Origin of the sequence: Streptomyces sp. HUAS ZL42, assembly GCF_040782645.1 — a bacterium.
Taxonomy (GTDB): domain Bacteria; phylum Actinomycetota; class Actinomycetes; order Streptomycetales; family Streptomycetaceae; genus Streptomyces.
Map to the genome: position 1 here is coordinate 4,296,649 of NZ_CP160403.1, position 14,934 is coordinate 4,311,582.

Annotated in this window: 16 protein-coding genes and 3 pseudogenes; 6 read left to right on the forward strand and 13 right to left on the reverse strand. The window is 69.0% G+C overall.

The window, feature by feature from the left end:
• The 5 genes from ABZO29_RS19580 to hemL form a co-directional block, all read right to left on the reverse strand.
• Complete coding sequence (locus ABZO29_RS19580) at positions 1-783, reverse strand: cytochrome c biogenesis CcdA family protein (RefSeq protein WP_367321484.1); 783 nt, start codon at positions 781-783, stop codon at positions 1-3.
• A 1-nt stretch (position 784) separates the two neighbouring features.
• The gene (locus ABZO29_RS19585) at positions 785-1,414 is read right to left on the reverse strand and encodes a TlpA family protein disulfide reductase (RefSeq protein ID WP_367321485.1); all 630 of its coding nucleotides are present in this window, start codon (positions 1,412-1,414) and stop codon (positions 785-787) included.
• A gap of 78 nt (positions 1,415-1,492) precedes the next feature.
• A complete protein-coding gene (locus ABZO29_RS19590) occupies positions 1,493-2,779 on the reverse strand; it encodes a hypothetical protein (RefSeq protein ID WP_367321486.1) in 1,287 nt (428 codons plus the stop codon).
• A gap of 142 nt (positions 2,780-2,921) precedes the next feature.
• On the reverse strand, positions 2,922-3,602 hold the full coding sequence (locus ABZO29_RS19595) for a histidine phosphatase family protein (RefSeq protein WP_367321487.1): 681 nt from the start codon (positions 3,600-3,602) through the stop codon (positions 2,922-2,924).
• Complete coding sequence (hemL, locus tag ABZO29_RS19600; RefSeq protein ID WP_367321488.1) at positions 3,599-4,915, reverse strand: glutamate-1-semialdehyde 2,1-aminomutase; 1,317 nt, start codon at positions 4,913-4,915, stop codon at positions 3,599-3,601. The genes ABZO29_RS19595 and hemL overlap by 4 nt, the downstream gene beginning before the upstream one ends.
• A gap of 329 nt (positions 4,916-5,244) precedes the next feature.
• On the opposite strand from hemL, the gene ABZO29_RS19605 reads away from it, so the two are divergent.
• Complete coding sequence (locus ABZO29_RS19605; protein WP_367321489.1) at positions 5,245-5,880, forward strand: hypothetical protein; 636 nt, start codon at positions 5,245-5,247, stop codon at positions 5,878-5,880.
• A 254-nt stretch (positions 5,881-6,134) separates the two neighbouring features.
• Here ABZO29_RS19605 and ABZO29_RS19610 read toward each other — a convergent pair.
• Positions 6,135-6,951, reverse strand: a pseudogene (locus ABZO29_RS19610) (IS5 family transposase).
• Between the two features lie 124 nt (positions 6,952-7,075).
• Between ABZO29_RS19610 and ABZO29_RS19615 the strand changes: the two are divergent.
• Positions 7,076-8,755, forward strand: a complete 1,680-nt coding sequence (locus tag ABZO29_RS19615; protein WP_367321490.1) for an ISAzo13 family transposase — start codon at positions 7,076-7,078, stop codon at positions 8,753-8,755.
• A gap of 13 nt (positions 8,756-8,768) precedes the next feature.
• Here the strand turns inward: ABZO29_RS19615 and ABZO29_RS19620 are convergent.
• The 5 genes and pseudogenes from ABZO29_RS19620 to ABZO29_RS19640 all read right to left on the reverse strand — a co-directional run.
• Positions 8,769-9,185: pseudogene (locus ABZO29_RS19620) on the reverse strand (YdcF family protein); the annotation flags it as partial.
• Positions 9,182-9,313: a hypothetical protein gene (locus ABZO29_RS19625; protein WP_367321491.1), complete on the reverse strand. Its 132-nt coding sequence runs from the start codon at positions 9,311-9,313 to the stop codon at positions 9,182-9,184. The pseudogene ABZO29_RS19620 and the gene ABZO29_RS19625, both read right to left, overlap by 4 nt.
• A gap of 54 nt (positions 9,314-9,367) precedes the next feature.
• Positions 9,368-9,955: a hypothetical protein gene (locus ABZO29_RS19630; RefSeq protein ID WP_367321492.1), complete on the reverse strand. Its 588-nt coding sequence runs from the start codon at positions 9,953-9,955 to the stop codon at positions 9,368-9,370.
• A gap of 652 nt (positions 9,956-10,607) precedes the next feature.
• The gene (locus tag ABZO29_RS19635; RefSeq protein ID WP_367321493.1) at positions 10,608-10,754 is read right to left on the reverse strand and encodes a hypothetical protein; all 147 of its coding nucleotides are present in this window, start codon (positions 10,752-10,754) and stop codon (positions 10,608-10,610) included.
• Positions 10,747-11,118 carry a hypothetical protein gene (locus tag ABZO29_RS19640; protein ID WP_367321494.1) on the reverse strand — a complete coding sequence of 124 codons (372 nt, stop codon included), beginning with the start codon at positions 11,116-11,118 and terminating at the stop codon, positions 10,747-10,749. The genes ABZO29_RS19635 and ABZO29_RS19640 overlap by 8 nt, the downstream gene beginning before the upstream one ends.
• A 166-nt stretch (positions 11,119-11,284) precedes the next feature.
• On the opposite strand from ABZO29_RS19640, the gene ABZO29_RS19645 reads away from it, so the two are divergent.
• Both ABZO29_RS19645 and ABZO29_RS19650 read left to right on the forward strand, forming a co-directional pair.
• Positions 11,285-12,541, forward strand: coding sequence for a helix-turn-helix transcriptional regulator (locus tag ABZO29_RS19645; protein WP_367321495.1), 1,257 nt, complete (start codon positions 11,285-11,287; stop codon positions 12,539-12,541).
• A gap of 14 nt (positions 12,542-12,555) precedes the next feature.
• Positions 12,556-12,921 carry a hypothetical protein gene (locus tag ABZO29_RS19650; protein WP_367326181.1) on the forward strand — a complete coding sequence of 122 codons (366 nt, stop codon included), beginning with the start codon at positions 12,556-12,558 and terminating at the stop codon, positions 12,919-12,921.
• 483 nt (positions 12,922-13,404) lie between these two features.
• Here the strand turns inward: ABZO29_RS19650 and ABZO29_RS19655 are convergent.
• Positions 13,405-13,555 (reverse strand): annotated as a pseudogene (locus ABZO29_RS19655) (site-specific integrase); the annotation flags it as partial.
• 228 nt (positions 13,556-13,783) lie between these two features.
• Here ABZO29_RS19655 and ABZO29_RS19660 point away from each other — a divergent pair.
• Positions 13,784-13,915, forward strand: coding sequence for a hypothetical protein (locus tag ABZO29_RS19660; protein WP_367321496.1), 132 nt, complete (start codon positions 13,784-13,786; stop codon positions 13,913-13,915).
• Positions 13,916-13,921: 6 nt separating this feature from the next.
• On the opposite strand, the gene ABZO29_RS19665 is transcribed toward ABZO29_RS19660, so the two are convergent.
• Entirely contained in the window at positions 13,922-14,407 is a 486-nt protein-coding gene (locus ABZO29_RS19665; RefSeq protein WP_367321497.1) for a DUF5994 family protein, read from the reverse strand.
• Between the two features lie 162 nt (positions 14,408-14,569).
• Here ABZO29_RS19665 and ABZO29_RS19670 point away from each other — a divergent pair, with 162 nt between their 5' ends.
• A complete protein-coding gene (locus ABZO29_RS19670; protein WP_367321498.1) occupies positions 14,570-14,821 on the forward strand; it encodes a hypothetical protein in 252 nt (83 codons plus the stop codon).
• Positions 14,822-14,934: the final 113 nt, after the last annotated feature.

Genomic DNA, 14,934 nt, shown 5'->3' on the forward strand with positions numbered 1-14,934 from the left:
TCAGATCCCCACAGTGAAGCCGTTGGACCAGGTCTGCATGTCCTGCACGATGCGGTCCCAGGCACCGGTCAGCAGCAGCAGGCCGGTGACGATCATCATGGTCCCGCCGATGCGCATGACCCAGACATAGTGGCGCTTGACCCAGCCGAAGGCACCCAGCGCCCTGCGGAAGGCGACCGCCGCGAGCACGAACGGCAGGCCGAGGCCGAGGCAGTAGGCGACGGTCAGCAGGGCCCCGCGGCCCGCGCTCGACTGCTGGGAGGACAGCGCGAGGACGGAGGCGAGGGTCGGGCCGATGCAGGGCGTCCAGCCGATGCCGAACAGGGCACCGAGGAGGGGGGCTCCGACCAGACCGGCCACGGGCCGCTTGTGGAGGCGGAACTCCCGCTGGGTCATCCAGGGCATCAGCCCCATGAAGAAGACGCCCATGAGGATCATGAGTACGCCCAGCACCTTGGACAGCACGCCCTTGTTGTCCTGGAGCGTGTCCCCGAAGTAGCCGAACAGCGCGCCGCTGGAGACGAACACGACGGTGAAGCCGAGCACGAAGAGGGAGGCGCCCGCCACCATCCGCCCGCGCCGGGCGTCGGCCAGGTCGGTGCCGGTGACGCCGGTCACATACGACAGATAGCCGGGGACGAGCGGCAGGACGCACGGGGAGAAGAACGAGACGAGGCCGCCGAGCAGCGCGATGGGCAGGGCCGCGAGGAGGGCCCCGTTCAGGACGGTGTCGTTGTAGCCGTCGGCGGCGACCGTGGCGGCCAGCGTGGACACTCCGGTCACGTCACTTCTCCGCGAGGACCGGAGCGATCATCTTGCGGAGCTTGTCCTCGCTGAGCGCGGCGAGCGAGCGTGCGGCGATCCCGCCCTCCCGGTCGAGGACGAGCGTGGAGGGGATCGCCTGCGGGTTGAGCGTGCCCTTCCCGAAGCGGAGCATCAGCTTGCCCGTCGGGTCGTACAGGCTCGGGTAGGTGACGCCCTGCTCCTTCTCGAAGGCGAGCGCGGGAGAAGTGCTGGTGTCGCGGGTGTTGATGCCGACGAACTGCACGCCCTGGGCCTTGAGGTCCTGGTAGACCTTCTCGAAGCCCTTGGCCTCCGCGCGGCACGGCGGGCACCAGGAGCCCCACACGTTGAGGACGACGATCTTGCCCTTGTAGTCGTCGACGTCGAGCTGCTTGCCGTCGACCGTCTTCCCGGACAGGTCCGGGGCCGCGGCCCGCTCCCCCTTCTTCGCGGTGGCGATGCCGTCCTTGCCCATGACGAAGTTGGTGTCACCGCCTCCGCCGGAGGTGCCTCCGGAGCCGCACGCGGACAGCAGCAGCGCGGCGACGGCCGCACCGGCGGTCGTCACAGCGGTGCGGCGCGAGCGGCTGAAGGTGTTCGAGCGCAGGGGGGCGCGGGTGGCGGCACTCATGTGAAAAGTTTCGCATGTCCGTTCCGGGGATCTTGCGCACCCCCCTTGCGGGCGGAAACCCGCATTTCAGGCGGCGTTTTACGAAGGTGACGAGGACGCCGAAGACGTCGAGGTCTCCTTCAGGAACTCCTTCCAGCCACCGGCCGGCCGCTGCCCCACCTCCAGCGTGCGCAGCTTGGCGAGCACCTCCGGCTTCTGTACGTCCATCCAGTCCACGAACTGCCGGAAGGAGACCAGCCGTACGTCCCCGCCCTTCTCCTTCTCCCTCGCCATGTGCTTGAAGGCCTCCTCGACGGCGTCCATGTAGATGCCGCCGTTCCACTTCTCGAAGTGGTTGCCGACGAAGAAGGGTGCGCGGTTGGTCTCGTATGCCCGTTTGAAGCCGGATATGTACGCCTTGGCGGCCTGCTGCCGCCAGCCCGGGTAGTTGTAGGAGGGCGCGTTGGTCGAGTTGATCGACTGGTTGGCCAGCATGTTGTAGTCCATCGACAGGACCTCGAAGCTGTGGCCGGGGAAGGGGACCTGCTGCAGCGGCAGATCCCAGATGCCCTGCCGCTTCTGGGGCCAGATCTGGCGGCCGCCGGGCGAGGAGGCGTCGTAACGCCAGCCGAGCTCGCGGGCGGTGGGCAGCAGGTTGTCCTGGCCGAGGAGGCAGGGCGTGCGGCCGCCGACGAGCTCCTTGTCGTAGTCGAAGGGCAGCGCGGGCAGATCGGTCCACCCGGTGTTGGTGCGCCACTGCTTCACAAAGGACTTGGCCTGGTCGATCTCGCTCCGCCACTGCTTGGACGTCCAGTTGCCGACGCTGCCGTAGCCGGAGCAGAAGTGGCCGTTGAAGTGGGTGCCGATCTCGTGCCCTTCGAGCCAGGCACGGCGGACGTTGGTGAGCGTCGCCTTGACGTGGTCGTCGGTGAGGTAGCCGATGTCCGAGGCGCCGCGCGGGTTGTTGGGCGGGTCGTAGAGCCGCTTCTTCGACTCGGGCAGCAGGTACAGCCCGGAGAGGAAGAAGGTCATGCTCGCGCCGTGCTCCTTGGCGAGGTCGAGGAAGCGCGGGAAGAGGCCGTTGCCGACCTCGCCGGCCCCGTCCCAGGAGAAGACGACGAACTGCGGCGGCTCCTGGCCCGGCTCCAGCGGCTCGGGCTTCGCGGGCTGGTGGGGCTGCTTGCCGGTGTAGGAGGTGGAACCGTCGCCGATGGGGCGGGCGTTGAACTTCGGAGCAGCCGAACCGTTTTTCCCTGAGCCCTTCGAGGAACCTCCGGCAGGGGTCGGCCCGTCTGACGGCGTGAGGGTGCCACAGCCGGCGAGTCCGACGGCGGCGGCGGCACCGGCGCCGAGCCCGAGCAGTCCCCTTCTCGTGTGAGCGCGCATACCAACCCCGATTCGTCACGTTCCTGGCGGTCACCCAGTCAGAGGACGTGACGAACGGGGAGGTTCCCCTCCAACACATCTGTCTCGCAACAAATGTCACGAGGGTGTCATGGGAGGCGAAGGCCACCGAACCTCAGGAGTTCTACGCTCCGAAGGCCTTGTCCTTCCCCTTCACCGGCTTCGCCCCGGCGAGGAGATGGGCGGGGACGAGGTCGCGGGCCGGCTCGCTGTAGCCGACGGACACGATCTTGTCGCCCTGGTACGTGAAGCTCGTCAGCGAGGCGAGCGTGCACTGCCGCTTGCGCGGGTCGTGCCACAGCCGCCGCCGCTCGACGTACGAGCGCACGATCCAGATCGGCAGCTGGTGGCTGACGAGCACGGCCTCGTGCCCCCGCGCCTGGTCCTTGGCGGAGTCCAGCGCCTGCATCATGCGGACGACGAGATCGACGTACGGCTCGCCCCAGGACGGCTTGAACGGGTTGACGAGGTGCTTCCAGTTCCCGGGCTTGCGCAGCGCCCCGTCCCCGACCCCGAAGGTCTTGCCCTGGAAGACGTTGTCGGCCTCGATGAGCCGGGCGTCGGTGGCGAGGTCGAGACCGTGCGCCTTGGCGATCGGCGTCGCGGTCTCCTGAGCCCGCTCCAGCGGGGAGGAGCAGACGTAGGTGATGTCGCGGGAGGCGAGGTGCTCGGCGACCCGGTCGGCCATCTGCCGCCCGAGCTCGGACAGGTGGTAGCCGGCCAGGCGCCCGTAGAGGATCCCGTCCGGGTTGGCCACCTCGCCGTGCCGCATGACATGGACCACGGTGATGTCACTGCTGGTCATGCGGTCGCCTCCGCCGCGGCTCGGGCCGCCGCCGGGAGGGCGTCGGCGATGCGCTGGACGGCCTGCTCGTCGTGGGCCGTGGACACGAACCAGGACTCGAAGGACGAGGGCGGCAGGTAGACGCCCTGCGCCAGCATCGAGTGGAAGAAGGCGTTGAAGCGGAAGGACTCCTGCGCCTTGGCGTCCTCGTAGGTGCGGACGGCCCGGTTGGTGAAGAAGACGGAGAACATGTTGGAGGCGCTCTGCACGGTGTGCGCGACGCCCTCCTTGGTGAGGGCCTCGGAGACGAGCGCCTGGATCTGCTGCGACACGGCGTTGACCTTGTCGTACGCGGCGTCGTCGAGCAGGCGCAGCTGGGCGAGCCCGGCCGCGGTGGCGACGGGGTTCCCGGAGAGGGTTCCGGCCTGGTAGACGGGCCCGGCCGGGGCCAGGTGCCCCAGGACGTCGGCACGACCGCCGAAGGCGGCCGCCGGGAACCCGCCGCCCATGACCTTGCCGAAGGTCATGAGGTCGGGCCGGACGCCGTCGATGCCGTACCAGCCGGCGCGGCTGGTGCGGAAGCCGGTCATGACCTCGTCGGAGATGAAGAGGGCGCCGTTGCGCTGGCAGGCGTCCTTGAGCCCCTGGTTGAACCCGGGCAGTGGCGGTACGACGCCCATGTTGCCGGGCGAGGCCTCGGTGATCACGCAGGCGATCTCACCGGGGTGCCGGTGGAAGGCCTCGTTGACGGCCTCGAGGTCGTTGTAGGGCAGGACGATGGTGTCGGCGGCCTGGGCCCCGGTGACACCGGGGGTGTCGGGAAGGGCGAAGGTGGCCACGCCGCTGCCGGCCGCGGCGAGGAGCGAGTCGACGTGACCGTGGTAACACCCGGCGAACTTGATCACCTTGGACCGCTGGGTGAACCCGCGCGCGAGCCGGATGGCCGACATGGTGGCCTCGGTCCCGCTGGACACCAGCCGCACCTGCTCGACGGGCTCGACCCGGGCGACGATCTCCTCGGCCAGGGCGACCTCGCCCTCGCCGGGCGTGCCGAAGGACGTACCGCGCGAGACGGCCGCCTGGACGGCGGCGATGACCTCGGGGTGCGAGTGCCCGAGGATCATGGGCCCCCAGGAGCAGACGAGATCGACGTACTCCCGGCCGTCGGCGTCGGTCAGATACGGACCGGTGCCGGACACCATGAACCGGGGCGTACCGCCTACGGCGCGGAAGGCGCGCACCGGGGAGTTCACGCCGCCGGGTGTGACGGCGGCCGCACGGTCGAACAGCGCCTGTGAGGCAGGCGCTTCGTAGGGATATGGCAGTTCGCTCATGACCTGCGACTTCTCCGACTTCTCGGACTCCGGTTGCCAGTGACCTCATCAGGGTAGGCCAGTGACACTCGACGGCCGCCAGCCGCTGCACTGACCGGGCAGCCAGTCGTCGGCCCCCCGCCATCTGAGAAACTGGGAACTGAACACACAGCTCATACGGGCCGTGGTGTACAGAGACAGGTACAACGGCTTGTTCAGGGGCTGCGAAGATCCTGCGGACAGATGTTTCAGCGCACGTTTCGGCGGGCGGCCGTGGGGGAGGTCACTGACACGATGATCGGGTTGCGCGGCGGGGGCCACGCATCCTAGAAAAGCAGTCGGGTGGAGATATGCATCGCGGTGGTGGACTGGGCGAGGGGACTGATGACCTGGGTCCTCGACGTGCCCATCGGGGAAGGCACCGGCGCGACGCGGAGGAAGCCGCCGAAGCACGTCAGGGACACGGTGTACCGGGTGTACCGAACGAGTCCGAGCGGCTCGACCGGCAGGTCGACCGACTTCGGACGGGGAGCAGGAATGGTGGTCGGGTGGGGGTGACGTACAAGTACTTCGGCGCGCCGGACGGCGCGACCGCGGCCCGCGTCCCGATCTCGATGCGCCCCGAGGAACTCGGCGGCGACGAGCTCGGCATGAACGGCATGTTCACCAAGATCAAGCCGGAGACCATGGCCGCGATGGTCCTGACCGGCATCGAGGGCGTCCCGCTGCACAAGGTGCCCCCGCTGGAACTGGTCGTCCTGCACCCCGACTACGCCGTGGTCAAACTCCCGATGACCGTCGTCGACCCCCTCCGCGACATCGGCGAGGAGGCGGTGGGCGCGGCCGCGTTCATCTGGTCGACGGTGCCGGACCGGGGTGGGCCGCGGGACGCGTTCAACGTGTACCAGTTGCTGCACGAGTGGCAGGACTTCAGCCATCGGTTGCACGAGGCGGGGCATCAGCCTTATTGCCTGGTCTGGCCCTGAGCTGGGGTTTCGCTGGCTTCGGGCGGGGTCTTCGGGCCTCGCCCTTTTTGGTGCTGGGGAGGGGCTGTCAGGCGGCCAGGGCACATTGAGGGCACATGGGTTTGGACGAGGCACTGATGTGCCCTGCGCTCCAGCCCGGCGTCCTCGGTGGAGGCGTCGTCCGCCGCCTTGCGGGTGCACGGGCGTCTGGGTACGGGGGCGTGCCTTCCACAGGTATGACGTTCGCCACCACGGAGAGCCTCGGCTTAGAACTCCTATCGGAATGACTTGAGGCGCGGCCAGCAGATGAGTGCGCATCCCAGGGTGAGGAAGGCTTCGTGGAGGTCGTCACGTATCTCCCAGCGGATGCGCAGGCGGCGGAACCAGTGCAGATGGGCGAACGCGCGCTCCACGACCCAGCGTTGAGCTCCGAGGCCGGAGCCGTGCTCGGTGCCGCGGCGGGCGATCAATGGCTTCACGCCGAGGTCCCAGACCATGCGGCGGTATTTGTCGTGGTCGTAGCCGCGGTCAGCCAGCACCACGTCCGGGCGGCGGCGGGGGCGACCGCGCTTGCCCCGCACCGGGGGCACGGCCTGGAGTAGTGGGATCAGCTGAGTGACGTCGTTGCGGTTGCCGCCGGTCAGGGTGGCGGCGAGCGGGATGCCGGTGGCGTCGGTGATCAGATGGTGCTTGCTGCCCGTCCTGCCCCGGTCTACTGGGCTTCGTCCGGTCTTGGAGCCCCCTTTAACGCGCGGATATGGGAGCCGTCGACGGCCGCCCGGGAGAAGTCCAGGGCGTTCGCGCCGCGGAGCTTGGCGAGGAGGACCTCGTGCAGCCGGGGCCATACCCCTCTGCCTCGGTCCACTCGGCCAGGCGGCGCCAGCAGGTCATGCCCGAGCCGGAGCCGAGTTCCTGCGGCAGGTGTTCCCAGGCGATCCCGGCGTGCCGGACGAAGAGGATGCCCTGGAACACCAGCCGGTCCGGATGCCGCTTGCGCCCGGGGTGCCGGGTCCGGCGCTCAACCTTGGGCAGCAGCGGCTCGATCACCGCCCACAGCTCGTCGTCGACTTCCCACGGCTTCGGCCGCGCCACCTCGCACCCCCGGATCGTCGGTTCCGGAGTGATCCAACCACCTCGAAGATCATTTCGTTAGGAGTTCTTAGGGTTTGCCGGGAAATAAGTCGTGGCTTCCGGCTCCGGGGATCGTTGAAGTGGTATGGGGAGACCGGAGGGGATCGAGGCCGTCCTGGCGGCGAAGTTCGAGACGTTGTTGCCGCACCTGGACGAGCGTCAGCGCCGGCTGGCCATAGGGGCAGAGGCGCGGTCGCTGGGACACGGTGGGATCAAGCTCGTCGCCCGTGCGGCCGGAGTGCAGGAGGGCACGGTCTCGCGTGGGGTGGCTGAACTGGAGTCCGGCCAGGGCCCGTTGGGACGAGTCCGCCGCGCGGGCGGAGGCCGGAAGAAGGCGACAGAGCTCGATCCGGGACTGCGGCCGGCGCTGCTGGCGTTGGTCGAGCCCGACGAGCGGGGCGACCCGATGTCGCCGTTGCGCTGGACGACGAAGTCGACCCGGAACCTGGCAGCGGAACTGACCCGGCAGGGCCACCGGGTCTCCGCCGACACGGTCGCCGGCCTGCTGCGCGAGGAGGGCTTCAGTCTGCAGGCCAACGCCAAGACCGTCGAAGGAGCCCAGCACCCTGACCGGGACGCCCAGTTCCGCTACCTCAACGAGCAGGCACGAGATCACCGGGACGCCGGAGATGCGGTGATCAGCGTGGACACCAAGAAGAAGGAACTGATCGGCAACTACAAGAACGCCGGGCACGAGTGGCGGCCCACCCAGCAGCCCGTTCAGGTCAACACCCACGACTTCCCCAGCCAGGCCGAGAAGGCGATCCCGTACGGGATCTACGACACCGCCGCGAACACCGGCTGGGTCAGCATCGGCACCGACCACGACACCGCGGCCTTCGCCATCGCCTCGATCCGCCGCTGGTGGCAGGCCCGCGGCCGACACGACTACCCCCGCGCCAGCAGGCTGCTGATCACCGCTGATGCCGGGGGCTCCAACGGCTACCGCACCCGCGGCTGGAAGACCCACCTCGCCGACCTCGCCCGTGAGACCGGCCTGGAGATCACCGTGTGTCACCTGCCACCCGGCACATCGAAGTGGAACAAGATTGAGCACCGGCTGTTCTCCCACATCACCATGAACTGGCGTGGCAGGCCCCTGACCAGCCATGAAGTCATGCTCCAAACCATCGCCGCGACCACCAACCGCACCGGCCTGACGGTGCACGCAGAACTCGACAACGGTCAGTACCCCACCGGCATCCAGATCAGCGACGAGGCCATCGCCGCCCTGCCGATCACCCGCCACCGCTTCCACGGAGACTGGAACTACACCCTCCACCCCGCCAGCCACCCACCGCACCCTGACCGTCCCCAGCAGGGCGGGCCGTCAGCCGGCGGCTTTCACCCGCTCACGCCATATGACCTGGAGCACCCGGATCTGACCGGCATGACACGCCAGCGACTCAGCGACCTCATCGACACCGTGATCCCTGGGCTGGAAGAGCGCCGTGAACAAGCCCGTCGCGCAGCCCGCGGCGGACCACGCCGCGTCGCCCGCGGCACAGGCCGCAAACCCACACTCACCCCCGCCGACCAGATCCTGGTCACCGTCCTCTACCTGCGAAAGCACAGTCTTCAGGAGCTCCTCGGGCAGCTCTTCAACACCACTGCCATGACCATCAGTCGCGCAGTCAAAGACGTCCGCCCAATCCTGGAAGCACACGACGTCTGCATCCCCGCCTCAACAGCCCGATTCCGCACGCCAGCCGACATCGCCAGATTCCTTGCCCCAGACAACTCCAAGATCAAACCAGCGTGTTGATTCCCGGCAAACCCTTAGAGATCAGCAGCAGCGACTCGACCGCTGAGCCGGCTTCGGTCAGCAGCTCGCGGGAGAAGGTGATGTTCTGGCCGGTGTTCGCGGCCTTCGGCTCCACGATGATCGCCTGGTCCGGGACGCCCAGGCTCAGCGCGTGCTCGCGGTAGTGGACGGCCTCGCCGCGCGGGAAGCGGGCCCGGGTGGTGGGGCTGTTGCCGCCGCTGAAGACCACGACCGGAAAGAAGCCGGCGCGGTAGAGGACGACGGCAGTGGTGGCCACGCCCAGGTCGTGGCTTCCCAGGCCGATCGCCGCGGAGCAGGGCCGCCGCTCGTGGCCCATCCGGTGGTAGTCCCAGATCAGCACCGCGTCGTGGAACTGCTCCTCGGTGATCTGGCGCTGTTCGGGCTGCGGCACCGGCACTCCCTGGCTCATCCCTGCTGGTCCTTTCGGATGCCCTCGATGCTGCGCAGTTGGGGGTTCAGCACGTTCTGGAGGGCGTCCCCGTTTCCTTCCCGCCATGCTGCCCAGTCGAGGTCAGCGAGCAACCGTCTGCCGCTCAAGCGGAGTCCTCGGCTGTCCCAACTCGCCATGCCTCGGCGGCATTGGCCGGAGCCTCACCCCTGATAGCGAGCTACGGTGTAGGCGCCTGGACCCAGGACAGGCAGTGCGCCGGTTTCGTTGACAATCTCAAAGACCTCGAAACCGGCGAGGAGCGCGTGCAGCTCCAGTTCGCGAGGGCCGAGAACACGCCGCCGGATGGCATCGTGGCACTCCTCGCCCGAGTCGAACACGGGCTCGGGGTAGAGGATCGCGAGTCCCGCGGTCGTGAAGACGGCCGTGGCGCGTTCCGTGAGCCGGTACACGCCGTCGAAGAGGGTGTCGGAGCTGTAGCGGTGTCGGCGGGTCAAGGTGCGCGCCACGGTCCGGGGATTGAGTCGGTCGGGTCGCAGGTGCGGCCGTAGGTCGGCCAAGTTCCATGAGCCGTATAGGTCTTCTCCGGCCGCTACGAGGTAGAGCGGTGCGGTGCCGAACACTCCCGCTGAAACCTGAACCTCGTCCGGGCGTAGGAGCAGCGACGTGAAGTCCACCTCGCCGCCCTTGTCCTCCCTCACCAGCGCGTGGACGCCGGATCCATCGCCCGGCACAAGCTCGGCTTCCAGGGCAGCCGCGTGAGCGGGTCTGATCCAGCTATCGCCGCTCACCCAACGATCTATGTCCCAGCGCCAGGCTGTGCTCCGGGTGTCAGCCAGCCGCACACGAAACGAAAGCACCTGCTTCCCCCCTCAGTCAGGGCGGTGGAGCAGAGCGCTCGGCCCTGCTCCACCGCGTTCACGGGCTGGTCAGCTGCAGTGGTCGCCGTTGTTGTCGCCGCCGCGGGGCATCTTGTCGAGCAGCGCCGCGTCCATGCTGGGGACGCCGGTGATCAGGTCGCCGGTGAACAGTTCGTCGATGTTCATGGTTGTTCCTCTCCTACGGAGTGAGTGGACGAGCCCCGCAAGTTGCGAAGCCCAGGACCCGTCCCGGCCGCAGGCAGATCCAGCGACCGGGACGGGGGCTTATCGGAGGTACTGCTGCCACGGCGGCAGGGCGCACACCGGGTTGCCCCGTGGTGGGATCCCGCTCCGGCCGCCGGGGAGTTGCTGAGCCCGCCCCGGTGGGGGACCGGGTCTTCCTGAGGGCTCGCGCGGCCAGAGCGGGAGTCAGTGAGTGCCCGTCGAGGGCTAGGAGCGGTCGAAGTACCAGAAGGCCCAGGCGACCGGCGAGGTGGAGGCGATGATCAGGGCTGACAACAGCCAATGCCGCCGAGCGCAAGGACCGAGACGACGTACATGACCTGGGCCGTGATGTGTTTCTTCACTGTTCGCGGTGGCTCTTCTCGGGTTGCCGGACGAAGGGCGGGAGGCCGGGTGGACTGATGAAGAGGCGTCGTGCCCGTTCCTGCTCGGGCAATGTCGCTCCGCGCCAGCGCATGGGCAGATCGGTGGGGGCTTCGTCAGGCATCGGCTTCGTCCTGTTCTTGCGCCTCGCGGTAGACAGCGGCGAAGCGCCTGGTCAGCAGGCCGACTTCACGCATGTACTGGTAGGCGCCGAAGTGGGTGGACTCCGCGGTGGGCCGGCGCGCCAGGTCGAGGACCCGGTAGCCCTCCCGGAACAGCGCCTGCACGGCCGGGTCCTCGTCGAAGCCGAGGTCCTCGGCCATCAGCGCTCTGAGGTGACCGACCAGGTCCCGGGTCGTCGCCTCGATCACCGAGCGATCCGGCATCGCCAGCCCGACTGCGAGCGCCGTGGCCACGCTCTCGTCGACCGCCTCCAAGACGATCGGGAGCTGCGCCGCCTCGGACGACATGGCGCTCTGTGTTCCCATGCCCGCACCCCTTCTCCGGTGTCCACCGTTGTCGTGGCTGACAACGTCCAGAAAACCGGAGCGGGTTGGCGCGGACCACGGCATGCATGAGGCAGTCCTGGGACACTCATGGGACAGATCAGCGCCGCCAGGGTAGACACGGACGGGAACGTGGAAAGGGGGCGGCATGGGGCTTGCGGAGCGGCGCAGGGCGCTGGGCTACAGTCAGGAAGAGCTCGCGCACGCCCTCGGCGTCGACCGGCGCACGATCGGGCGCTGGGAGACCCGGACCACCACACCCCAGCCGCCCTTACGGCCACGGCTGGCCGAGCTGCTGCACCTCGACCTTGACGAACTCGACGCCCTGGTGGGACAGCCACAAGCAGCCCGTCCAGCGCCGGCAGGGTCGCCGCCTCGCGACCACCACGGCTCAGGGGACCTCGACGACATGATCCGACGCCAGTTTCTGCGCGCCATCGCCGTCACCAGCGCCCTCGTGGCTCTGCCCGCCGACGAGAGCGCCGCCCTCACCGACGGGACCCGCCGTGGGATGTCGGAGGACTTCCTGCGCATGAACGGCCACCTGTGGCAGGTGTACCAACTCGCCCGTGCCAAGGGTTCCGTGTACCCGATCGTCCGCGACCAGCTCACCACGCTCAACGACACTCTCGACGGCCAGCCGGCAGCTGAATCCCAGGCTCTGTGCGGCGCGGCCGGGGACCTCTTCCAGCTCGCCGGAGAACTGGCCTTCGACGGCAACCGCTACACCGACGCAGCCGCGTCCTACACACTCGCCGCCTCCGCCAGCAAGGAAGCCAAGTCCTACGACCTCTGGGCATGCGCCCTGGTCCGGCACGCATACGTCGACCTGTACGAACGGCGTTACGCCGAGGCCGCCACCGCACTCTCGGCTGCAGAGCGGGTGGCGCGGCGAGGAGACAGCTCCCTGTCCACCCGCCACTGGGTCGCCTCCGTTCAGGCCGAGGCGTACGCCGGACTCGGGAACCTGTCCGCCTGCGAGCGCGCCTTGGACGAGGCGGAGAGGGTCACGGACCTCAACGGCCCGTTTCACAACGGCGGCTGGTTGCGCTTCGACGGCACCCGCCTCGCCGAGGATCGCGGCGCCCGCTACCTCCAACTCGGCCGCCTCGACCTCGCCGAGAAGGCCCTCACCACTGCTTTGAGCCAGGACGTACTCGCCTCCGGGCAGTCCTTCCGGCGCCGCGGCGCAGTCCTGACCGACCTCGCGTCCATCGGCGCCAAGCGCCACGACCCGGACCAGGTCCTCACCTACGGCCGCGAGGCCCTGCAGCTCGCCCGAGCGACGTCCTCCGGGTACGTCGCCCGTAAACTCCAGGGGCTACGAACCGACCTCAGCGCCCTCGCCCGCGACGCCCGCGTGGTCGAACTGGGCGCCGAGATCGACGCACTGTGCACGACGTGACGAGAGGGGAAGGCATGTCGCAGATCGAGGGCGCACGCGTGTTCCGCGAGGCTTGGATCACCGGCGTTCGAAAGCACTTCCCCGGCGAACCCAAGCCCGGCTACATCACCCCCTGGGAAGAGACCCCGGAGTGGGAGCGCCAGGCCGCCGGTGCCGTGTACGACCAGGTGCGACAGTTCCTCGACCTCAGCGACAGCCACGCCTCCCGGCTCACCCGCGAGCAGAAGAGCCGCTTCGTCGCCACCTGCTGGACCGCCCAGATGTACAAGCACTTCGAGGACCCCAAGCCCGGCTACGTCGCCGACTGGCCCGACCTGCCCGACTGGCAGAAGGAGACCGACGCCGACATCTTCGAGGCCATCGAGCACGCCTCGAAGTAGCCGCGCACCTGCTGGGAGGGAACGCCTTGACGCACGAGCTTCTCGCCATCTGTGACGCATGCAAGAAACCCGTCGCTGATGGCGAGGGCAGTCTCTGGGTCGACATGTCGGAGGTCGACCAGGCAACGGTCAACAGACGTGCTTGGGAACAGCTCGAAAGCGAACAGCTGGCGCGCGGAATCCACGGCTACTCCGCGGAGAGCCTCATGACCTACCCGGAGTCTGCCCGCTGGCAAGTCCACCACGTCGCCTGCGACCGTTTTCGCAGGTCAACGCACATTCCCTTGCGAAACCCCAGGTCAGCCCCCGCGCATCCCATTCGCTGCACGAGTGGCAGGACTTCAGCCATCGATTGCACGAGGCGGGGCATCAGCCTTATTGCCTGGTCTGGCCCTGAGCTGGGGTTTCGCTGGCTTCGGGCGGGGTCTTCGGGCCTCGCCCTTTTCAGTGCCTCCGCCTCGGCTTCCGAGAGGGCGGGGTCACGTGGCCGAGGTACTCGGACAGGGCCTTGATGCTCTCCCCAGCGTCCAGGAGTACGGAGGCGTGGGCGTGCCGGAGGGCGTGCATGCCGTCTTCCGGGGCCGCCTGGAGGTGGCGCACCGCGCTCGCGGGGAGCGATCACGCCGGAGGAGGCAGAAGCACGGCGGAGAAGGGGCCCGTCTCCTTCCTCCCCGGCAGCAGGTTGGTCGTACGGTCGCCCGTGTCCCCGGCCCTCTCCGTGAGGCCCCCTCCCGCGCAGCAGTGGCCCTGCGCAAGGCGAGAGCCATCCCACCGACCGAGGAGGTGGGGCGTATGGGCCCGCATCCCGACGTGTTCGGCGAGTGCGGAGCGCCGGGACACCTCCGTCGACGACGCCTTCGCCGTGTTCCGGTCGTACGCCCGCGCCCGTCACCTGCGCCTGTCGGACCTGGCCGCGCGGATCATCTCGGGCGACTTCGACACCACCGCCGTCCCCGCGCCGCCGACGGTCCGGCCCGAGGACCGCTCCGGCTGACCGACGTCACCGGCCCGGCCGGCCCCGCTCGGTGCCGGTGTCGACGAGGATCTGTGCGGCCTGCGTCCCGCTGCCGGCGCGGACGGCCTCGGCCATGGCGGCGCGCGCGGCGTCGGGTGTGGCGTGCGGCGGGATCACGAGGAGCGAGAAGAGGTCCTGCTCACCCCGGGTGACGAGAACGGTGTCGTCGCCGACCGGGGAGGAGTCGATGCGCACGACACGGCCGTCGATGGTCATCCGCGTCGGCAGCCCTTCCCAGGCGTCGGTGTCCAGGCCGACGCGCGTGATGGGCCCGAGGTGGTCGGTCAGTGCGGAGATCAGGCCGGGAAGCTCGGCGGCGATGTCACGGGAACGCGGCCACCACGCCCCGTCGAGCACGCCCTGGCGGTCGTGTGTCGTCTCCAGCCGTACGACGGCCGTGCCGGGCCGCGCGGCCCGGTGGACGGCATCCGGCAGCAGCCTGCTCACGCGCGAGGAGTCGGAGTCGGACATCGCTCTCGCCTGCCTGCCGGGAACACGGAAACCGAGTGGCTCCCTCATTTCCACGGTACTCCCCGGCCGACGGCGACCGTGAAGACCGCGGGGGCTGTGGAACACGCCGGAGTAGAGTGAAAGATCCAGTCCCCCTACGGGACATCGAACTCCGAGGTCGCCATGCAGCCCACGGAAGCACCCTCGGACGGGCACGCCGAGGTCCGCATCATCGCCGCCTCGCCCGAGGCCGCCCGCCGGGTCGCGGAGGCGCTCCGCCGTTGCTTCGCCGCCACCGAGCAGCGCAGCTACCCCGCGGGCGCCGACGGAGGAACCCGGCTCGACCTCACCGTGGACACCACACGCGTGGCAGAACCCGTGCGGTCGTGGCTGGAGACCAGCCGGTCCGCGGAGGACGGCAGCCGGCGGACGTGAGCCGGGGCCGGGCAGCACCGACCGTCTCTGTCTTTCCGCACGACCCGTCGAGCCGGACGGCACCTGGTGGTCTCCCGCCCAGGACCTTCGTCAACAGCCATGTGGCGAGAGCC